We start from the raw sequence: 21,569 nt of genomic DNA on the forward strand, positions 1-21,569 counted from the left end.
GGGATCACCGCGAGCACGTCGCTTTCAGGATGGATCAGACGTCAGAAGCTGAGCCCCACGCGGATACCGCCGAAACGTCGGAAGTCGCGCGGCAGCAGCGCCGCGGTGGCGACGTGGCCGCCGAAGTTGTTCGCGTTGTTGACGAGCGACGTATAATGCCGCTGATCGAAAACATTGTCGACGAAGACCGCGGCGTCCCAGTGTCGATCCGCGTCGCGCAGCCCCAGACTGACGTTGGCGATGTGATAGGCACGCTGCCACAGCTCCGGATCGCGCGGCGCGTACGACAGCGCGCCCTGATATTGCCACGCCGCCTGCATCACGCCGCGATAATGCTGGCCGAGCTCGGGCGCGTATTCGGCGCTGGCGTCGAGCCGCCAGGTCGGCGCCTGCGGCAGGCGCTCGCCCGAGAGGTCCTGCCGCGCCGGCGTACCGACGCAGCCCTGTGCGACCGTCTGTAGCGGGAAGCAGGGCGCCGAGGGGAAGGAGAGATAGCGGGCGCGCAGGTAGGTGGCGTTGGCGGCGAGGGTGAGGTCGCCGGTCGGCCGCGCAGCGGTCTCCACCTCCACGCCGCGCGTGACCAGCCGGACGACGTTGGTCAGGCGATTGCGATAGCTGCCGTCGGGGTAGAATTCGACCGTCTGCGCCTGCAGGTCGCGGTAATGCGTGTCGAAGAAGGTGAGGTTGGCGGTGAGGCGCCGTTCGAACCACTGGCTGCGGACCCCGATCTCCTGGTCGCGCGACCGTTCCGGGCGGATCGGTCCGCCATCGGCCCGCTTCTGGTCGAAGCCGGTGGTAAGGTCGTAGGCCTGGCCCTTGTAGCCGGTCGCATGATTGGTGAAGAGCATCAGGTCGCGCGTCGCCTGATACGCCAGGCCGAGCCGGTAGGTCGCGGCGTCGTCGCCGTCATGGCCGGCGTAGTGATGCGTCGCCTGCGGATCACGCTGGGCGACGAGCAGGTCGTCGAACGTGTAGCGAACGCGCTCGTTCTGGACGCGACCGCCGGCGGTGGCGGTGAGCGTCGGCACGAACTCCCAGTCCAGCTGCCCGAAACCGGCGATCTGGCGCGAGCCGGCGGTCGCGTAGAGATGGGAGAGCGCGAAGCCGGAGCCGCGCTCGAACGGTCGCTCGAAGCGGGTGTCGGCATAATAGAGGCCGAGCGCGTAGCGGAAGGCGGAGTCGCCGGGCGAGAGGACGCGCACCTCCTGCGTGAACAGGCGCGATTCGAAGCGCCCGATCTCGCGCGCGTTGCTATGGCGCTCGGACGAGGCGGTGTCGTCGAAGTCGAGATAATCGTAGAGCTTGAAGCGATCATAGTTGGTCAGGCTCAGGAAGCTGAGTTTGCCGAGATCCCATTCGCTGCGCAGCAGGGCGCCGCTGCCGTGATAGTCGGTCCCCGACCTTGCGTTGTACGCGACCGTCTGATTGCCGGGGCCGACCTCGACGCCGGGAAGGACCGCTGCCGGGGTGAGCGCGGGGTCGCTGCGCAGCCGGGCCGCGGGATCCAGCCGGATGAACGGCCGGCCGAAGTCCGTGCTGCCCTCGACGTAATTGCCGGAGAGCGTGAAGGTGAGGTCCGGCGTCGCGCGCCAGCGCAGCTTGCCGCGGGTCGTGATCGTGTCGCGCCCGCCGACGCGCTTGTCCCTGACGGTGTCGCGGAGGTTGCCGTCCCAGTGCGTGAAGCCGCCGGTGACGACATAGCCCAGCGTGTCGGTCAGCGGTCCGGTGAGGCTGAGCTGCTCGGCGAACTCGTGATCGTCGGTGAGGCGCGCGGTGGCGCGGACGTGCAGGTCGTTCGTCGGCTGCGTCGTCATGATCTTGATCAGGCCCGCCGAGGCCGCCTTGCCGTAGAGCGTGCTCTGCGGCCCGCGCAGCACCTCGATCATCGCGACGTCGGGCAGATCGCTGATGGCGCGCGCGAGAAAGGCGACCGGCGCGCCGTCCACCGTGACGGCGACGCTCGACTCCACGCCGATCGCATAGGCGAAGGTGCCGACGCCGCGGATCGAGACGTTGGTGTTCACCGGCTGGTTGGCGGGGCGGACGATGAGCGAGGGCATCACCCGCTCCAGCTCCTGGAAGTGGTGGACACCCTGCGCTTCCAGCTGCGCGGGATTGACGACCTGGACCGCCAGCGGCACGTCCTGGATGTTCTCGAAGCGCTTCTGCGCCGTGGTGGTGACGACGACCTCGCCGTCCGGCGCTTCGGTGACGGTGCCGGGCTTGGGTGGGTTGGTCGGGGTTTGGGCGTTCGCCTGGGCGATGCTCAGCGCGGTCGCGGCGACGGCGGTCAGATGATAGCCGGCGCCCGAAGCCCTGTAATGCATGTGCCTCTCCCCCTGATCGCCTGCGGACCTGAGGGCTTTGTAGAGGTTCGACGCGCGCGCCCGTCGAAGAAGGCATCTTTTATCGAGCGGGCGAGGCCGCGGCGGCGAGCCGGCGATCGATCTGTGGACGAAGCACGGTGCCCCCCCCCCCCGCGGATCAGGCCTTCCCGACCCCGCTCCCGCCACGGTGAGGGCGGTCGCCGGGCGGCCCGTCACATCGCCTTCAGCGCCTCCGCGTGGCGTGCCACCATCGCCGCGATGCGCGCCGCTGCCGCCTTCAGTGCCGCCGCGCTGCCACCCGCGGCATAGGCCTGATGCAGCGACAGCGCCCGCGCGTGCGCGGCGCGCTGCTGCGCGACATAGGTGGCGTCGCGCGCCAGGCCGGTCTCGGCGCGCAGCTCGACGATCAGCTCGGTCTGGAGCGGCGTCAGCGCCGCCGCGGGCACGCGCACCCTGGCGCGCGCCGCCGCCGCGCGCCGCGTCGCGCTGCCACGCGCGTGATCGGCCAGCATCATGCGGGCGAACTCGCGCACCTTCGCGTCGGTGGTGGACTCGAGCACCATCTGGCTCGCCGCGCGCTCGTACAGGTCCGCCGCGCCCGCCGCCTCGAGGTAGCGGGCGGGCGACATCGCCTGCGCTCCCGCGGGAGCGGTCATCATCGCGGCGGCCAACGTCATCAGCCCGGCGATCGCGCGCATCGTCCCTCTCCTCACAGGCCGAACGCCGACTTGAGCCGCGCGACCGCGAAGAGCTCGGCGTCATAGGCGCCGCGCACCAGCCGACCCATGCCGAAGAACTCGTGCGTCACCCCGTTGTATGTCCGCTGCTGCACGCTCACGCCGGCGCCGCGCAGCGCCTGGGCGAGCGTCTCGCCGTCGGAGCGCAGCGGGTCGATCTGGGCGTTGACGATCGTCACCGGCGGCAGCCCGCGCAGGTCGGCCTTGACCAGGTTGAGCCGCGAGTCGGCGGCGTCGCCGGCGTTCGCGCTATGATAATGCGCGAACCAGCCGAGCATCGCCGTGTCGAGCGGGGTCGCGCCGGCCGAATCGCGCCGGGACGGCAGCGCGGGGTCGCTGTTGGCGATCGGGTAGATCGCGAGCACGTGCGCCGGCCGCGCCAGTGCATGGTCGCGCGCGTAGATCGCGGTGTTGAGCGCGAGATTGCCGCCCGCGCTCTCGCCCGCCAGCGCGACGCGCGCCGGGTCGGCCCCCCAGGCGGCGGCGTTCTGCACCGCCCAGCCATAGGCAGCGGCGGCGTCTTCGTGCTGCGCCGGGAAGCGGAACTCGGGCGCGCGCCGATACTCGACCGAGACCACGATCGCGTTGAGCTGCTTGGCGAGCAGCCGCGGGGTCGCGTCATAGGCGGTGAGATCCGCCAGTACCCAGCCGCCGCCGTGATAATAGACCAGCAGCGGCAGCGGCGCGCCCGTTCCCGCCGCCGCACCCGGCCGGTAGAGGCGCGCATATTGCATCGGGTCCGTGCCGTAGGCGAGATCCTGCGTCGTCACCGTCGCATCGGGCGCGACCGACATGCCCGACTTGCGGATGGCGGCGTTGTACGCGTCCGCCGCCGAGGGCTCGAGCCGCGCCTCGACCGGGGTGAGCGTCGCGATCGGTCGTGCGCCGAGCAGCGGCAGCTGCTCCAGCACGCCTCTCATGTCGTCCGCCACAGCGGTCGGCGGGCGCGTGGCCGCGGCGGGCGGCGGAGGCGGCGCATCGTTGAGCGCGGCCGACGATTGTGCCGCCGCGCCGACACCCCATGCCAGCGCGACCGCCGCGGCCGCACACCATCCCCGTCGCATTCCTGCCCCCCCCACGCTCACTCGCGCCGCAGCGCCTCGACCCCCGTGTTCGTCACGCCATTCCGGCGGTGAAACGCGACCTAGGTCAATAATCGCGCGACACCCGCACGTTGGCACTTTGCCGCCCCAGCGTCGAGATCGACGACAGCAGCGACAGCCAGCGTGTCACCTGGAACTCGACCCGGGTCGCCGAGTAACCGGCGCCGTCGGTGATGATCTCGGCGTAGATCCGCCGCGTCACATATTTGCCCGCGGCGATCGAGGTGCCCTGCCCGGTCTGCGGGTCGGCGGGCAGGATGCGCAGCCGGTCCAGCCCGGCGGCGCGGCGCACCGCGTTGATCGGGTTGAGCCCGCCGCCGCCGTCCTGCAGCGCCGCCACCGCCGCCGCCAGCTGGAGCGCTTCGGGCGCGGACAGGTTCGTGATCGAGGTGCCGAACAGCAGTCGCGACAGCAGCTCGTCCTGCGGTAGGGCGGGCGTGCTGGTGAAGCTGATCTCGGGCTTGAGCGCGACGCCGGTGACTCGGATCGTCGCGTTGAGCCCGGTGGTGTTGGCGCTCGCCTCGATGTCGAGCGCGGGATTGGCGGGCACCTCGCCGGCGAAGCGGATGATCCCGCGCGACAGCTCGAACTCGCGCCCGGCGAACTCATAGTCGCCGCGCACCAGGTCGGCGCGGCCTGTCAGCGCCGGGTCGGTCGGCGTGCCCGCGATCTGTACCTGCGCGGTCCACTCGCTCGACAGGCCGAGGCCGGTGACCATGAGCCCGTTGCGCGCGCGCGCGCGGACGTCGAGCCGCCACGGTGCCGCCACCTCGTCATCGGCATTGTCGCCGCCGGGCACGTTGATCTCGCGCACCGCCACCTGCGGCAGCGCGCTCGCGACCGTGGCCTGGCCGAACTTGTAGCGGCTGGTGTCGAGCCGCACGTCGCCGCCGATCACGCCGCCGTCGCCGTCGGAGCGGAAGGTGATGGGGCCGGTGACGGTCGCGCCGATGTCATCGCGGTCGATCAGCACGGCGTGGTCGGCATCGACGCTCAGGTCGAGCGCGACGCCGGTCGGGCGGAGGTCAAACCAGCCGCTGCCCGACACCTTGCCGCCGCGCGCGGTGTCACCGGTGAAGCGATCGAGCTGGAGCCGCGAGCCGCTGAAGCGCCCGCTCGCCGCGACGTTGGTGATCGAGGTGCCGGTGGTCGCGCTCTGGATCCGCGCGCCCGACGCGCGCACCACGCCGCGCAGCTGCGGCGCCTGGGTGGCGCCGGTGACGTCCGCGGCGAAGGCGACCGGCCCGGTCAGGTCGAACAGCTCGATCCGGGTGAGCCGCCACAAGGTGTCGGCGGGGCCGCTGTAGCGCACCTGCGCGAACAGCCCGGCGCGCGACAGCCGCTCGACCAGGCTGCCGCTGCCGAGCGGCTTGAGCTGCGCCTGCGCGCGCCCGACGATCCTGCCCGCCGACTGCATCACCACGCGCACGCCGGCATGGTCGGGCGCGAGCACCGCGGCCAGCCCCATGTCGACCGGCGTCGACGAGGTCACCAACCCCGATCTGGTCAGCCCGCGCACGGTAAGGTCGGCGCGCCCGGTCGGCGCCGCGCCCGCGCGCGCGTCGAGCCGGAGCGAGCCGCTCGCGCTGCCGCCGAGGCCGAGCCCGCTATAGCCGATGTCGAGCACCGCCAGCGGCAGGTTGGCGAGCGTGGCGCGGACGCTCGTGTCGTCGTCGCCGAGCCGTCCCGACACCTCCGCCGAGCCGCCCGCGAAACTCAGCTTGGTCGAGGCGAGCGTCCAGGCGTCGCCATCGCGGCGCAGCACCGCGGGCGTGTCGAGCCGGATCGGGCGCTGGCCGATGCTGCCGCTGGCGCGCACGGTATAGCCGTCGGGGGTGACGGCGGTGACGGTCTGGACACGGAAGCCGACCCCGCGCGAGCCAGCGATCGCGGCGCGGATCTCGCCGGTCTCCCCCGCCAGCGCGACCGTGCCGTCGAAGCGCGACACCGACAGCGCGCCATGGCGCAGCCCGGCGCCGCGCGCGCTGGCGTCGAGCTTGGTGCCGGCGGGATCGAGCAGCGCGGTGAACTGCAGCTGGGCCACGCGCACCGCGGCGACGCCGCCGATGCGGGCGTTGCGCGCCTGGAGCTGCGCGGCGATGCGCTGCACCTCGCCGACGGGCGCGAAGTCGAACGCACCGCTCCACCCGCCGCCGTTGACGCTCAGGCGGCCGCGGAAACCCCCGTCGACGATGTCGAGCGCGCCGGTCGCGCGCGTGCCGCTGACGTCGAGCCGCTCGACCAGGATCCGCGACTGGCCGTCGCCCGGCGGCAGCACGATCTGTCCCGCGCCGGTGAAATCGCCGAGCCGCGATCCGCCCGCCGCGGTGAAGGCGAAGCCCTGCGCGCTGGGATCGAGATGCGCGCGCACCGCGGCCAGCCCCAGCGTGGCATTAGGACGCGCGAAGACGAGATCGAGCGTCGGCCGCTCGATCCGGCCGTCGAGTCGCAGCGTCACCGGGCCGTAGGTGCCCTGCGTCCCCGCGCCCTCGAAGAAGAAGGTGCCGTCGCGGCGGCGATAGCCGTTCCCCGCCAGCCGCAGCGTCGGTGCGGTGAGCACCAGGCGGGTAAAATGGAGGATGCCGTCTGGGGTGCGCTCCAGCTCGGTCTCGATCCGCGGGAGGCCGCCGGTGAGCGAGCGGAAGAAGGCGTTGTCGAGCCGCAGCACGCGCGCGGTGCCGCGCCCGATCACGCGCGTGCCATGGCCGTTCGGCCCCGGCACTGCCTGAAGGCGCGAGTCGACCTGCACCAGCCCGATGCCGGGAATGAGGTACCGCCCGAGCCCCCCGCTCAATGCGACGTCGTAGCGCCCGGTGCGCAGGTCGAGCCGGAGCCCGATCTCGCCGGCGAGCTGGTCCGAGCGCAGCCGCAGCCGGTCGCCGGTGACCTGCGTAGCGGTGACCTTGAGCAGCCCGTCGACGCTGAGGTTGCGCAGGATGCCGCCGGCGACGTCGCCGACGCCGGTGACGCGAGCCGCGGTGAAGCGCGCCGGCACCAGCACCGGGGTGCGCGACCAGCGCCCGCGTCCGGCCGCGCGCGCCTGCTCGAAGCCGGTGTCGTCGAACGCGAACCGGTCGGCGCTGAGGCGATAGTCGAAGGTGAAGGTGCGAAAGTTGCCGTCGAGGATGGCGCGCAGCCGCATGTCGCGCGCGGTCATGTTGCGGAACAGCGCCGCCGGGCGCAGCAGCCGCGCGCTGACGCGGACGTTGCGGAACGCGCTGGCGCCGAGGTCGACCATCCCTTGCACCTCGGCGGCGATCGCGGGCGAACGCAGCGACAGCGCGCCGTCGAGCCGCCGGTTGGCGAAGGTGGCGTTCCCGTCGACCGCCACGCGCGGCGCGGTGAGCGACTGGAGCTTGCCGCCGATCACTGCGCTCGGCGCCACCGTGCCGATCAGCCGGTAGCGCCCGTCACGATTGGCGAGCGCGAGGTCGATCACGCGCGCCGCGCCGGCCTGCGCCACCGCGCGCCCGTCCCAGCGGTGCCAGTCGCCGTCGCCCGCGACATCGAGCGCGAGCGCGCGGTTGAGCCCGGTCAGCTTCGCCAGCACGCCGCGCGCGGTGCCGCGCGCGCGCGCCTCCAGGTCGAACCGGCCCGCGTCGGGGCGCGAGTCGAGCCGCAGGTCGAGCGAGTCGCTGCCCTGCACCACCGCGGCAAGGTCGACCAAGGCGTGGCCGTCGCGGATATCGGCGCGCCCGCGCAACCGACCGTAGCGCACCACGCCGGTGACCCGCGGCGCGACGATCAACCGGTCGACCGCGAGCCGTCCGATGGCGATGTCGAACTTGGGCAGCAGCGGCCCGCTGCGGCCGGTGTCGCGCGGCTCGGGCAGCTTGGCGAGCGTCGCGTTGGCGATGTCGAGCGCGGTGATGTCGAGGCGGTTGTGCCACCAGGCGAGCGGCGACCAGTCGAGCCGCGCGCGTGGTACCGTCAGCACGAGCCCCTTGGGATCGTACAGCCGAAAGTCGACCAGCTCGGCGCGCCCGTAGAGCGAGCCGTCGATCCGCCCGATGCGGAAGCGCAGCCCGTTGTCGGGTCGCAGCGCGTTAACCCGGTCCGCAACGAAACGGTGCCCGACGCCGGTGTCGAGCACGAACACGACGAGCAGCGAGAGCGCGACCAGCCCCGCGAGCGCCAGCCCAAGATAGCGCAGCAGGCGGGTCAAAAGGCCTGCCCCAGCGAGACGTACACCGCGAGCCGGCTGTCGCCCTTCTGCGGGTTGATCGGGGTTCCCAGGTCGACGCGGATCGGGCCGAAGTTCGAGTAATAGCGCACGCCGATGCCGGCGCCGTAACGGAAGCCCGTGAGGTCGGGCAGCCCGCCGGTGTAGATGTTGCCGCCGTCGAAGAAGGGCACCACGCCGAAATTGCCGAACGCCCGGATCCGCGCCTCCACCGCGAACTCGGCCAGGCTGCGCCCGCCGATCGGATCGTTGTTGGGGTCGCGCGGGCCGATCGACTGGAAGCCGTAACCGCGCACCGAGGCACCGCCGCCGGCGTAGAAACGCCGCGACGGCGCGATCTGGTCGCGCGGCGCGCCCAGGATCGTTCCTGCACGGACTCGCCCCGCCAGCACCGTTCCCTTGGTGACCGGCCGGTACGCGCTCGCGTCGAGCTGGACGCGCGTATAGCCGAAGGCGCGGTTCTGCAGCGACAGCTCGGGGCTGACCCGACCGGCGAGGCGGAAGCCGCGCGTCGGGTTGAGCAGGTCGTCCGAGCCGTCATAGCCCAGGCTGGTCGGCAGCGCGCCGATCAGGAAGGTGCGGCGGCGCGGCTCGCCGGTGGAGAGGATCACGTCGCGCTCGTCCGAGGCGACCAGCTCGGCGCCGAGCGACCAGGTCCAGGTCTTCTGGAAGAAGATGTTGGTCTGCCGCTCCAGCGCCGCGGACAGCGAGAGCGTGTTGGCCTCATAGGCGTCGCGCAGCAGGTGCGCGGCGGCGAACTGCGCGGTGAGCACGCGGTCGCGCGCGTGGAAGTTGTTGCGCCGGAACGTGACCTGGCCGAGCTGCTCGCGCGTGCCGGCAACGCCGCGGAGCGTCACCGCGCCCTCGGGCGGGAACAGGTTGCGATGCGTCCAGCTGACCTCCGAGCGCGCGCCCTCGCCGGTGCCATAGCCGAGCTCAACCGCAACGGTGCGCGGCGGCGCCGGTTCGAGCCGCACCGCCACGTCCACCACCGACGGGTCGTCCGCCGCGACCGCGCGCACCTCGGCGGTGGAGACCAGCCCGGTCTGCACCAAAGCGCGGCGCAGGTCGTCGAGCTGCGACGCCTCGTACGAGTCGCCGCTCTTGAAGCGCGCGATATCGGCGACGTGCGCGGCGTCGAACACGCGATTGTCGGGGTTGGCGGTGATCCGCCCGAACCGCCGCGCGGTGCCCGGCGCCACCTCGACCGACACGGTCGCGCTCTGCGCGGTGCGGTCGACCACCACCTGCGCGTCGCCGATCCGCGCGAAGGCGAAGCCCTCCTCCCCCGCGCGCGTGCGCAGGTTCGCCTCAGCCGCGGCGATGGCGTCGCTGTTGACCGGGTCCTCGGGGCGCACCGCGAAGGCGTCGCGCAGCGTCTGCGCCTTGGCGCCTGCGGCCTCGACGCCCGCGAGCGTCACGCCGGCGAAGCGGTAGAGCGTGCCCGGCGTCGCCACCAGCACCACCACGGGGCGCTTCTCGGCGCGCTCGAAGCGGGTCGCCACCGCGGCGTCGTAGAAGCCCTCGCCCTTCAGCAGCGTGAGCAGCAGCTCGGCGTCCTGCCGCGCGCGGCGGTCGAGCTGCGCCGGATTGGCTTCCTTCCCCTCGTTGCCGGCGAGCACCGACAGTTCCTGGAAGCGCTGGCGCAGCAGCGGCGTGCCCGCGGCGTCAAGCCCGTCGATGCGCCAGGCGTAGCGCGTGGTGGCGCCGATCTGCGCGCGCTCGGCCACCGGCGCGGCGGGGGCGGCGCTGAGATCGGGCCAGTCGACACCGATGTCGGGAAGGGCGGCGAGCGGTGCGGTCGGGTCGACCTCGTCGAACGCGGTCGGCGCGGCGCCGGAGTCGGTCTGAGACGGCGACGGCGACGCGGTCGCCGGCGCCTGCTGGGCGCGCGCCGGTACAGCTCCTGTCATCACGCCGACCACGGCGCAGAGCAGCGCGCCGCGCCGCCCCACGTCCGGCCTCATGTGCTCGGTCTAGCCGCCGCAGGTGGAGAGAAGAAGGGGGGAAAACCGACTGATCGCGGTTGGGATCGCGCGTCCGGCACGGTCGGTCGCGACTGGCGTGCGCGGCGGCGGCGTGGCAGAGCGCCCCGATGCCTCCTTCCCGCTCCCCGCTCGCCGGCGGCTTCCCCATCGCCGCCCTGATCCTCGGCGGCACGATCCTCGGTCTGATGGCCGGCGAGCCGACGATCGGCTTCCTCGTCGGCCTGACGCTGGGGGTGGCGATCGCTCTGTGGGTCTGGTGGCGCGACCGCTAGCCGATCACCTCGACCTACCCGCCGTGTTCCTGCGCTAGCGCGAGCAGAAGCGGGACCGCGCCTCCCGGTGCACCGAGCTACCCAAAGTAGCGATATCGCGCCGGAAAGTACGCGGTCGTAACGAAAACGTCGCGAAAACGTCGCGACGTTTACATCGAGCCCCCCTAGCGGCCCGCGCCGAGACGGCACTCATGCCGCTTTGGGGGTAATAGATCATGGTATCGTATGTCGGCCTGCTGCGGGCGTCGGCCGCGCTCGTCACCATCGCCGCGCTGACCGCGACCGCGCACGCACAGGGTGGCACGCCTGCCGGTCCCGCCACGCAGGCGAGCGACTCAGCCGCCGCGGCAACCGACCAGCCCGGCGAAGATATCGTCGTCAATGGCACCTACGCGCGCAGCATCGACGCCGCGGTCGAGACCAAGCGTCGCGCCGCGTACGGCGTCGACTCGATCAGCTCGACCGACATCGGCAAATTCCCGACGCAGAACGTCGCCGAGGCGCTCCAGCTGATCCCGGGCGTCGCGATCACCCGCCCCCGCGGCGAGGGGCTGTACGTCAGCGTCCGTGGGCTTGGGCCGCAGTTCCAGAACACGCTGATGAACGGCCGCACCATCGCGCTCAACGACCTGATCGAGAACGGCGGCGCCAACGGCCGCCAGTTCCGCTTCGAGATGCTGCCAGCCGAGTTCACCTCGCGCATCGACGTGGTGAAGACGCCCACCGCCGACATGAGCGAGGGCGCGCTGGGCGGCAACATCGACGTCACCACCTTCCGGGCGCTCGAGGTGGGCAACAAGACCACGCTCAACCTGCGCGGCACCTACACGACGCAGACCGACAAGGTGCGTCCCAACGCCACGCTACTGACCAGCGCCGTCACCGACGACGGCACCTTCGGCCTGCTCGCGGGCGCGCAATATTGGGCCAAGTCGGTTCGCAACGATCGGTTCATGGGGTTTGGCTGGATCGCAGACCGCTATGCCACCACCGCGGCCGGAGGCCTGCCCAAAGGCCTCTACTCACCGACGCGCACGCGACCGACCGTGGAGACTGAGGATCGCGAGCGCGTATCGGGAATGATCTCGGCGCAGTGGCACCCGACGGCCGAGCTGGAGACCACCCTGGACGTCGTCGCGACCCGGCTTGACGTCGCCTATGACGAGTTCGGCCTCGACATCTATCCGGACGACGGCAAGGGCACCTACAATCCTTTGGGGTCGTCGATCGTGCCGGGCTCGGTCGTCGCGGACGGCGACACGATCACCAAGGCGACGATCAACGACGTCCGCTTCATGGCATCGCGCGAATACAGCCTCAATCGCCATGACCTGCTGACGGTCGGGCTCAAGCAGCGCTGGAATCCCGACCGCTGGCACCTCTCGGCCGATGTCAACTGGTCGGCGGCGCACAGCTACCACCCTGACTATCGCGAGGGCACGGTACGCAGCCGCGCGATCTTCATCGCGCCGCTCAGCTATGACGCGACCGGCGGCTACGAGGTGCTGCCGACGCTCACCACGCCGGTCGACGCCACCGACCCGGCGAACTACAGCCTCTACACCTTCAACATCGCGCCCAAGGACAGCAAGGACTGGGATCTCTACACGCGCGCCGACGTCGCGCGCGACCTAGACGGCTTCGTCTCCAAGCTGACTGCCGGCGGCGAATATCACCGGCGCCGCCGTGACTATTTCCGCCGCGACTTCCTGGTCAACCCGCCCGCCGGCACGCCGCTTAGCGTGCTCGGCACCGGCGCCTACGAGCAGCTGCCGTTCGACGACTTCCTCAAGGGCGTCCCGGGCAACGCGCCGCGCACCTTCCTCGTGCCCGTGACGAGCGCCTATCTCGACGCCTTCTTCACGCCCGCCGTGGAGAATTCGGCGCTGACGCTGGCGGACCGGCGCTCAAGCTTCAGCGTCACCGAGCGGATCGCGGGCGGCTATGTCCGCGCCGACTATCAGTTCCCGGTCGGCGCGGTGGCGGTGAGCGGCAATGTCGGCGTGCGCTACATTCACACCGACCAGGTGGCGAGCGGCACGCTCACCGCGGGCTCGGTCGCGACGCCGGCGAGCTTCCCGAAAACCTTCAACAACTGGCTGCCCAGTTTCAACCTGCGCGCCGATCTCACCACCAAGCTGGTCGGCCGCCTCGCCGCCAGCCGCGTGCTGACCCGGCCCAACGTCACCGACGTCGCGCCGCGCATCACCGTCTCGACCGACGCGGCGACCGCGAGCGGTGGCAACCCGCAGCTGGTACCGTTCCTGGCGACGCAGTTCGACGGCTCGCTCGAATGGTATTTCGCGCCGTCGGGGCTGCTGTCCGGCGCAGTCTTCTACAAGGCGCTGGATAATTACATCACGCAGAACAACGTCCAGATAGAGATACCGGGACGCGGCAACGTCAATCTTTCCACGCAGATCAACGGCGGCGACGCCAAGGTCTATGGCGCCGAGTTCGCCTACAGCCAGGTGTTCACCTTCCTGCCCAAGCCGCTCGACGGGTTGGGCGTGCAGGCCTCGTACACGCACACCTCGGTGCAAGCGGACTATAAGGCGGGCGACCGCGAGATCCGCGACCAGCTGATCGGCCTGTCGAAGAACAGCTTCAACCTGGTCGGCTTCTACGACATGGGGCCGGTGTCGACCCGGCTCTCCTACGTATGGCGCGACCGTTATCTCAACGGCACCGGCAGTACGGTGCAGGCGCCGAGCTATGTCGCGCCGTTCGGCTCGCTCGACGGCAATTTCTCGATCAAGGTGACGCCGCAGCTGACGCTGAGCCTCGAGGGGATCAACCTCGCCGGCGCACGGCAGAACACGTACAACGACAAGGAGCTGCGCTTCGGCGAGGTGAATTACTACGGGCGCACGATCCTGTTCGGCGCGCGCGCGGAGTTCTGAGCGTCAAGCTCCTCCCCGCTTGCGGGGAGGGGAACCGCCGCGAAGCGGCGGTGGAGGGGGGTCTGCGCAGGCGCTGCGCCTAGTGGAGATCCCCCTCCACCACCCGGCTTTGCCGGGCGGTCACCCTCCCCGTGTTGGAAAGGATCTTGGGTCAGAACCGATACGTCAGCCCGACGTAATAATCGGTGCCGTAGCGCTGGTAGCGCCGCACCTGGCGCGGATCGCCGTTGGTGTACTGGTAGAAAGCTTGGTCGGTCAGGTTCTTCGCCTGCGCCAGGATGGCCAGTCCCTGGAGCGGACCGCTCTGGAATTCATAGCCGATCTGCGCGTCGAGGATGCCCTCCGCCTTGGCGGTGTTCAGCTCCGGCGTCGCCGACAGGCCGCGCACCTCCGCGAGGAAGCTCGAGCGGTAGCGGTAGGTCGTGCGCGCCTGGAAGCCCCATTTCTCGAAGTAGGCGGTGCCGTTGAGCACCCACTTCGACAGGCCCGGCACCGTCTGCGTGTCCGCCGGCGCGCTGTCGTAGCGCACCGCCGAGCTGGTGTAGCTACCGCTGCCGAACAGGCCGAAGCCGTCGAGCGAGCGGGTCAGCATGCGCAGCGGCAGCGACAGCGTCGCCTCGGCGCCGAGGATCTCGCCGCGGCCCGAGTTGGCCGGCAGCTTGAACAGGCCGTTCTGCGCGTTCTGCGCGCGCACGATCGCCTGCTGCTCGGGGGTCAGCGAGCTGAGCAGCGGCGAGAAATCGTACAGCACGTTGTTGTTCGGATCGACGTAGTCGGTCAGCCGCTTGTAATAGCCGGTCAGCGCGACATAGCCGCCGCCAGGGAAATACTTCTCGAACGACATGTCGATGTTGGTCGACTTGTACGGGCGCAGCTGGAAGTTGCCGCCGTCCGACGAGAAGGGGCTGTTGAGCGGGTCCGAGCCGCGCCCGACGTTGCCCGGCGTGATCGCGACGTTCTGCGAGATCCGCTCCTGGTCGAGCCGCGGGCGCACCATCGTCTGCGACGCGCCCATCTTGACGAAGCCGCTCGGGATCAGCTCCACCGACAGCGTCGCGCTCGGCAGCACGTTGGTGTATTTCGCGCCGCCCGACACCTCGGACAGCGTCACCGCGCCGGCGTTGAGGCCGGCGATGCGGCCGTCCGAGCTTTGGTCGGTGTGCACCACCTGGACGCCGAGCGAGCCCTTCATCGCCTTGCCGCCGGCGGTGCCGTCGAACACCAATTTGGCGTAGCCGGTCGCCACCTTCTCCTTCACGCCCCAGACCTTGGCGAGGCTCTCGGGGCGGTTGTCGAACACCGGGGTAAGCAGGTCGAGCACGCCGCGCGAGTCGAGCGCGAGGATGTTGGGCACGCCGATGAAGCCGAGCGAGACCGGGTCGAGCACCACCTCGCTCGGCACCGCGATCGAGGTGGTGGTGCCGCTCGCCACCGTGCAGTTGCTGCCGGTGCCCGACGGGCAGTAGAAATACGACGTGTACTGCGCCTTCTTCTCGCGCTGCGAGTAATTGGCGCCGACCTCCCAGCCGCGGATCACGCCCAGGTCGGCGAAGTCGCCGGCCAGGCTGGCGCGCAGCGACTTGAGGTCGTCGCTGAACTTGGGCCGGTTCTGGAAGCCCGCCTGCACCACCGCGTTGGTGCCGTTATAGCCCCAGCCGCCCGGGTCGGTGATGCGGATCACGTCGGTGTTGGTATAGTCGAGCGTCGGCACGATCGAGTAGATGCCGCTGTTCTGGCGCGTGATCGTGATCGTGTCGCGCTGCCCGGTGCCGCCATAGCCGGTGCCCGAATAGGTCTCGATCAGCTCGTCCTGGCGATTGGCGTGCGACCAGCTCGCGTCGACGTTGAGGTGGATCGAGTCCGACAGCTTGAGGTCGTTGTTCCAGCCGAACGAGTACATGTCGGCGCGGCGCTCGTTGAGGTCATTGCGCTGCACGGTGTATTGCGGCGAGAAGGTCGCGCTCTGGACGTAGCCGTCCTGCACCGTCACCGAGCCGGGGTTGGGCGCGACGTTATACCCCAGCGGGAACTCGATCCCGCGCAGGTGCTGCGTCTCCTCAAAGTGCGTGTACAGCGCGTCGAAGGTCGAGTGGAACGAGTCGCTCGGCTGCCACTCGATCGTGCCGACGCCGCCGTAGCGCTTGAGCAGGTTCGACTGGACATAGGGCTTGGCGCCGCCGAGCAGGCACGGGTTGCCGCCCGCCGCGTCGCAGTTGACGTTGCGGTCGTTGAGCCCCGGATAGCCCCAGGCCTCGTATTTGTCGTAGTTGGTCGGCGATTCCTGCGCGGCGAGGCCGATCGAGATGCCGAGCGTGTCACCCGCGAACTTGTCGACGAAGGTGGCGGTGGCGCGATAGCCGTAGCGCTGGCCGTCCGGGTTGCGCTTGCCGATGCCGTTCATCTGCCCGCGCGCCGAGACGACGAACAGCCGCTCCTTCTGGTCGAGCGGGCGCAGCATGCGCAGGTCCACCGTGCCCGACACGCCGGCCGCGATCAGCGACGCGTCGGCCGACTTGTAGACGTTGACGTTGCTGAAGAACTCCGAGGGATATTGGTCGAACTCGACACCGCGGTTGTCGCCGGTGGTGACCTGCTCGCGTCCGTTGAGCAGGGTGGTGGAGAAATCGGGGCCGAGGCCGCGGATCGACAGGCTCTGGTCGCGGCCCTCGACGCGCTGCGCGGTGACGCCGGGCAGGCGCGCGAGCGAGTCGGCGACCGACACGTCGGGCAGCTTGCCGATGTCCTCGGCCGAGACCGAGTCGACGATGATGGTCGAGTTGCGCTTGATCTCGGCCGACTTGGCGAGGCTGGCGCGGATACCGGTGACGACGATCTCGTCCGCGCCCGCGTCGGTCGCGGTGGGATCGGGGTTGGCACTGGCGTCGGGCGTGGGATCGGCCGGCGGCGCGGGCTGGTCGACCGTCGCCTTGGCGGTCGGGTTAGCGGTCGGCGCGTTCGCCTGCGGCGGCGCCTCCTGCGCCTGCGCGGCGGCGGCGACGAGCAGCAGCGCCGCGGCGAGCGCGCTGGCGCTGCCGTGCGAGACGAGGCGCGTGCGCGCCGACGATATGGATGACGAGCGGTCCAAGATGATCCTCCCCTGTCCCGGCGGCCGCGTTGGTGCGACCGTGCCTGGGCTGATGCCGCCGATTAGGCCCGCCCCGGACCGCGTCACAAGAAAGCCACATACGTATTCAGCCGCCTCGGGGCGGGCTGTGGCGCGTCGGACACAGCGGCTTCGGCGGCGTCAGCGAGGGAACGAGCGCGGCCGGCGCGACGTTGGCGCGCTTCAGCCGACGGAGACTGACATGACCCGTGCCCTGCCCCGCGCCGCCTTCCTCGCCGCCCTTCCGCTCGCGCTCGCGCTCGGCGCCTGCGGCAAGGGCGACCAGACGATCACGGTCGACGAGAACAACAATGTCGTCGCCAACGAGAGCCAGGCCAACGGCCTCACAGCCTCGGGCGCGGCGGGCGACGTGATGGCGACGGACAATGCCTTGAGCGGCAACGGCATGATGATGGAGAACAGCGACACGCTCGGCGACCTGTCGAACGGCACGATGTCGGGCACGAAGTGAGGGGAAGAGGCGGGCTGGCGGTTACTCGCCTGTCGCGCCATCGGAGCGGTCAGTGGCTGAGCGGAAGCCAGCGTCGCTGACCGGGATCGGCGATGCCGTCAGATCCTCCCCTTCCAGGGGAGGATGAGGGTTCCCGTTAGCCGACCTCCCCGCCTCCCTACTTTCCCGCCTCCCACGCGCGCTGGCCGCCGATCCACGTCTCCAGCACCTTGGTCCGGCGGAGCTCCGACGCGCCCGCGAGCATCGGGTCGCGGTCGAGGATCAGGAAGTCGGCGCGCTGGCCCGGTGCCAGCACGCCGAAGCGATCCTCCGCGAAGCCGGCATAGCTCGCGCCGCCGGTATAGGCCCACCACGCCTGCTCGCGCGTCACCGCCTGCTCGGGATGCCAGCCGCCGGCGGGCTCGCCGTTCGCGTCGGTGCGCGTGAACGCCGCCGCCCAGCCCGCCCAGGGATCGGGGCGCTCGACCGGCACGTCAGAGCCGAACGCCAGCTTGGCACCGCTGTCGAGCAACGACTTCCACGCATAGGCGCCCGCCAGCCGCGCCGGCCCGAGCCGTGCCTCCGCCATCAGCCGGTCACTGGTCTGATGCGTCGGCTGCATCGAGGCGATGATGCCGTAGCGGCCGAACGACTTGAAATCGGCGGGGTCGACCACCTGCGCATGCTCGATCCGCCAGCGCCGGTCACCTTTATAGGTCTGCGACAGCTCGGCGATCGAGTCGATCACCTGCGAGTCGGCGCGGTCGCCGATGGCGTGCACCGCGACCTGATAGCGGTCCATCGCGGCGCGGCTCATGATGTTCTGCAACTGGTCGTCGCTGAGGAAAGCGAGCCCGCGCTGGCCCGGCGCGTCGGCGTAATCGGCCTTGAGCCACGCGCCGCGCGAGCCGAGCGCGCCGTCGGCGTAGAGCTTGACCCCCTCCAGCCGTAGCCGGTCGTCGTACAGCCACGGCGTCGGCCCGGTGCCGCCGATCGTCACGGCGGTGTCGATGCCGAGCGCGTAGGACATGATCCGCACGCGCAGCGCGCCGGTGTCGCCCATGCGACGATAGGTCATCCAGTCGTCGAGGCTGGTCCCCATGTCCGCGATCGCGGTGACGCCGTAGCCGAGCAGGATCTGCTGCGCCTTGAGAAAGGCGGCGGTGCGGTCCTTCGGGCTGACCTTCGGGATCACTTTCTCCATCAGGTCGGTGGCGCGATCGACCAGTGTGCCGAGCGGCTTCTCGATCCGGCCGCCCGCCGGGTTGGGCGTCGTCGCGGTGACGCCGGCGGCCTTGAGCGCGGCCGAGTTGGCCCATACCGCGTGACCGTCGGCGCGCGTCATTACCACGGGGCGGTCGACCACCGCGGCGTCGAGGTCGGCGGCGGTGGGGAAGCGGCCGAGCCCCCACACTTCCTGGTTCCAGCCGCGCCCGACGATCCACGGCCGCTCCGGATTCTCGCGCGCATAGGCGGCGATCTTGGCCTTGGCGTCATCGAGCGTCCGCGTGTCGGAGAGGTCGAGCGTCAGCGCGGCGATGCCGAGCTGGACAACATGGCCGTGCGCGTCGATCATGCCGGGGACGAGCACGCGCCCCTTCATGTCGGCGCGCCAGTCGTAGCGCGGGCCGGGGTTCTTCTTGGTCGGCTTGGGCGGCTGCTCGTCGGGTGCGATCAGCCGGACCACCTTGCCCTGCGCGTCGATCACCATCGCCTTGAAGCGGACGACGCGCTGGTCGCGATCGAGCGTGAGGCCGGTGACATTGTCGATCAGCGCGTCAGCCGCGGCCTGCCCCGCCGCGGCGAGCGAGGGCAACGCGACGGCGGCGCCGAGCAGGCGCGGGAGCAAGCGGCGGTTCATGCGATCGCCATATGATCTCGCGCGGTCTTTGGCGAGGGTGCGATGCATTGGGTGTGGAGGGGGTTCGCGATCGGCGCGGCGCTGCTGGGCGCACCCGCGGTGGCGGAGAAGACGGCCGATTACACCTTCGCTTATGTTGCGCCGTCTGCCGCGACGTGTCCGCCCGGCTTGCGCCAGTGGCTCGACCGGGACCGCGCGCGCTTCCGGCGGACGGTGGCGACAGAGGCGGCGGCGGATCGGGTCGAGGCGGCAAAGGACGGTTACCCGTTCCACCAGCACGAGGCCACGCGGACGTGGAAGGTGGTGACCGAGACGCCGTTCCTGCTCAGCCTCTCCGCCGAGACCTATCGCTACACCGGCGGGGCGCACGGCGGCACCGCGATCGAGTCGCTGGTGTGGGACAAGGCGCGGTCGCGGCGGCTGGACCCGCGCGCGTTGTTCGTGTCGGCGGAGGCGCTGCAACGCGTGCTCGGCGCGCGCTGGTGCGTCTGGCTGTCACGCGAGCGCGCACGCCGGCTGCAGGCGGACGAGGTGGACGATCCCGTCTTCCCCTGCCCGAAGGTGGCCGAGCTGACGCTGCTGCTCGGCTCGAGCGACCGGCGCGCGATCGACCGCGTCGGGCTGATCGCCGGGCAATATGTCGCGGGCGCCTACGCCGAGGGGATGTACGACATGACCGTGCCGGTAACGCCCGAGCTGCTAACCGCGGTGCGCCCCGCCTGGCAGGAGGTGTTTCGCGTCGGACGGTGAGACCGGGGCGCTCGGGCCGCGATCAAGCCTCTCCTTACTTCTCCTTCGTCATTCCCGCGAAGGCGGGTATCCAGACGCGCTGGGGCCGATACTGGAGTCGCCACGTCCGCGTGTCTGGATCCCCGCCTCCGCGAAATGCACGGCGAAGAGGGCAGACCGCCCGAGCAGCGTATACATCGCGCCCGTCACCCCCGTCGGCAGTCCTCCGCCGACACGGTGTAGCTCGTCTGCTCGCCCGGCCTGACGTCGCCGCGCAGCACCTCGCGACCGCTGCGGCACAGCAGCCGCACCTGGCCGTCGAACGCCGGGCGCGTCGCCCAATAATCGCGGGCGAACGCGCGCAGCGGCCGGCGTCTCGCGCCGAGCCCGTCCTCCAGTACCGCTCCCGCGATCAGCGCACGCGGATCGTACACCACCACGAAGCCGCGGGTGGCCAGGTCGATCGCGCTCACCGCTACGCCGGCGACGATCACCAGCAGCGCGATCCGGAGCGAGAAGAAGTAGCGCTGCACCGATGACCAATGCGCGTCGGCGCGGGGGTGTTCCTCTCTCCCCGATCATCGGCTAGCACGGCGCGATGGCCAGCCTTCCCGTGTCCGATCCCGCCCTGCCCGTCTCGATCGACGACGTCCGCGTCGCGCACGCGCGCATCGCGCCCTCGATCGTGCGCACGCCGACGCTGATCAGCCGCACGCTCTCCGAGCTGACCGGCGCGACCGTCTATCTCAAGTTCGAGAACCTCCAGTTCACCGCGGCCTACAAGGAGCGCGGCGCGCTCAACACCTTGCTCCAGCTGTCCGACGAAGCGCGGGCCAAGGGCGTGATCGCGGCCTCGGCGGGCAATCACGCGCAGGGGCTCGCCTATCACGCCAACCGGCTCGGCGTGCCCGCGACCATCGTGATGCCGCGCAACACGCCGACGGTGAAGGTCACCCAGACGCAGGCGCACCGTGCCGACGTGATCCTGGAAGGCGACACGTTCGACGCCGCCTACGCGCACGCGCGGCTGCTCGAGTCCGAGCGCGGCTTCACCTTCGTCCATCCGTTCGACGATCCGCGGATCATCGCCGGCCAGGGCACGGTGGCAGTCGAGATGCTCGAGGATCACCCCGACATCGATACGTTGGTGGTGCCGATCGGCGGCGGCGGGCTGATCTCGGGCATGGCGACCGTGGCGCGCGCGGCGGCGCGCCCGATCGAGGTGGTTGGCGTGCAGGCCGAGCTCTACCCCTCGATGTACAACCGCATCAACGCCACCCAGCTCACCTGCGCCGGCGACACGCTGGCGGAGGGCATCGCGGTCAAGGAACCGGGCGGCCTCACCGCGCAGATGGTGGCGCGGCTGGTCGACGAGATCGTGCTCGTCTCGGAGCGCAGCCTGGAGGAGTCGGTGAGCCTGCTGCTCCAGATCGAGAAGACCGTCGTGGAGGGCGCGGGTGCGGCCGGGCTCGCCGCCTTGCTGGCGCATCCCGAGCGCTTCCGCGGGCGCACCGTGGGCGTCGTGCTGTGCGGCGGCAACATCGATACGCGGCTGCTCGCCAACGTGCTGCTGCGCGACCTCGCGCGCTCGGGCCGGCTGGCGCGGCTGCGGCTCCAGCTGCAGGACCAGCCCGGCGCGCTGTACGGCGTGATGCGCGTGTTCGATCGCGAGCGGGTCAATATCATCGAGATCTATCACCAGCGCGTGTTCACGACGCTGCCCGCGAAGGGCCTGATCACCGACATCGAGTGCGAGGCGCGCGATCGCGCGCATCTCGACCGGCTGATCGTCGCGCTGCGCGAGGCCGGCTATGAGGTGCGCCCCGTCGACCTCGCCTGAACCGAATTGAGCGGGGCAATGGCGTGGAAATCTTGGTGAATCCACTTTTCACCATCGGCGCGACCCTACATA

Annotated in this window: 13 protein-coding genes; 5 read left to right on the plus strand and 8 right to left on the minus strand. The window is 70.7% G+C overall.

What is annotated here, in order from left to right:
• Positions 1–41 precede the first annotated feature (41 nt).
• From FHY03_RS17245 to FHY03_RS17265, 5 genes are all read right to left on the minus strand, one after another.
• On the minus strand, positions 42–2,327 hold the full coding sequence (locus FHY03_RS17245; RefSeq protein ID WP_183931816.1) for a TonB-dependent receptor: 2,286 nt from the start codon (positions 2,325–2,327) through the stop codon (positions 42–44).
• A 212-nt stretch (positions 2,328–2,539) separates the two neighbouring features.
• On the minus strand, positions 2,540–3,025 hold the full coding sequence (locus tag FHY03_RS17250; RefSeq protein WP_260159374.1) for a DUF4142 domain-containing protein: 486 nt from the start codon (positions 3,023–3,025) through the stop codon (positions 2,540–2,542).
• Positions 3,026–3,036: 11 nt separating this feature from the next.
• The gene (locus FHY03_RS17255; RefSeq protein WP_183931817.1) at positions 3,037–4,128 is read right to left on the minus strand and encodes an alpha/beta hydrolase; all 1,092 of its coding nucleotides are present in this window, start codon (positions 4,126–4,128) and stop codon (positions 3,037–3,039) included.
• Between the two features lie 85 nt (positions 4,129–4,213).
• Positions 4,214–8,323, minus strand: a complete 4,110-nt coding sequence (locus FHY03_RS17260) for a translocation/assembly module TamB domain-containing protein (protein WP_260159384.1) — start codon at positions 8,321–8,323, stop codon at positions 4,214–4,216.
• Between the two features lie 5 nt (positions 8,324–8,328).
• Complete coding sequence (locus FHY03_RS17265) at positions 8,329–10,317, minus strand: autotransporter assembly complex family protein (protein WP_183931818.1); 1,989 nt, start codon at positions 10,315–10,317, stop codon at positions 8,329–8,331.
• Between the two features lie 128 nt (positions 10,318–10,445).
• Here FHY03_RS17265 and FHY03_RS17270 point away from each other — a divergent pair, with 128 nt between their 5' ends.
• Both FHY03_RS17270 and FHY03_RS17275 read left to right on the plus strand, forming a co-directional pair.
• Entirely contained in the window at positions 10,446–10,610 is a 165-nt protein-coding gene (locus tag FHY03_RS17270) for a hypothetical protein (protein WP_183924644.1), read from the plus strand.
• Positions 10,611–10,825: 215 nt separating this feature from the next.
• Entirely contained in the window at positions 10,826–13,513 is a 2,688-nt protein-coding gene (locus FHY03_RS17275) for a TonB-dependent receptor (RefSeq protein WP_183931819.1), read from the plus strand.
• Positions 13,514–13,664: 151 nt separating this feature from the next.
• On the opposite strand, the gene FHY03_RS17280 is transcribed toward FHY03_RS17275, so the two are convergent.
• Positions 13,665–16,598 carry a TonB-dependent receptor gene (locus FHY03_RS17280; RefSeq protein ID WP_260159375.1) on the minus strand — a complete coding sequence of 978 codons (2,934 nt, stop codon included), beginning with the start codon at positions 16,596–16,598 and terminating at the stop codon, positions 13,665–13,667.
• A gap of 220 nt (positions 16,599–16,818) precedes the next feature.
• On the opposite strand from FHY03_RS17280, the gene FHY03_RS17285 reads away from it, so the two are divergent.
• Entirely contained in the window at positions 16,819–17,088 is a 270-nt protein-coding gene (locus tag FHY03_RS17285) for a hypothetical protein (RefSeq protein WP_183931820.1), read from the plus strand.
• Between the two features lie 157 nt (positions 17,089–17,245).
• Here FHY03_RS17285 and FHY03_RS17290 read toward each other — a convergent pair whose 3' ends face one another.
• Complete coding sequence (locus FHY03_RS17290) at positions 17,246–18,928, minus strand: amidohydrolase (protein WP_183931821.1); 1,683 nt, start codon at positions 18,926–18,928, stop codon at positions 17,246–17,248.
• A gap of 42 nt (positions 18,929–18,970) precedes the next feature.
• Here FHY03_RS17290 and FHY03_RS17295 point away from each other — a divergent pair, with 42 nt between their 5' ends.
• The gene (locus tag FHY03_RS17295) at positions 18,971–19,678 is read left to right on the plus strand and encodes a DUF4163 domain-containing protein (RefSeq protein WP_183931822.1); all 708 of its coding nucleotides are present in this window, start codon (positions 18,971–18,973) and stop codon (positions 19,676–19,678) included.
• 185 nt (positions 19,679–19,863) lie between these two features.
• Here FHY03_RS17295 and FHY03_RS17300 read toward each other — a convergent pair whose 3' ends face one another.
• The gene (locus FHY03_RS17300; protein WP_183924634.1) at positions 19,864–20,190 is read right to left on the minus strand and encodes a hypothetical protein; all 327 of its coding nucleotides are present in this window, start codon (positions 20,188–20,190) and stop codon (positions 19,864–19,866) included.
• A gap of 65 nt (positions 20,191–20,255) precedes the next feature.
• Here FHY03_RS17300 and FHY03_RS17305 point away from each other — a divergent pair, with 65 nt between their 5' ends.
• Complete coding sequence (locus FHY03_RS17305) at positions 20,256–21,497, plus strand: threonine ammonia-lyase (RefSeq protein ID WP_183931823.1); 1,242 nt, start codon at positions 20,256–20,258, stop codon at positions 21,495–21,497.
• The last annotated feature ends 72 nt before the right edge of the window (positions 21,498–21,569 follow it).

The sequence above is a fragment of the Sphingomonas sp. BK345 genome, assembly GCF_014193845.1.
GTDB lineage: Bacteria > Pseudomonadota > Alphaproteobacteria > Sphingomonadales > Sphingomonadaceae > Sphingomonas.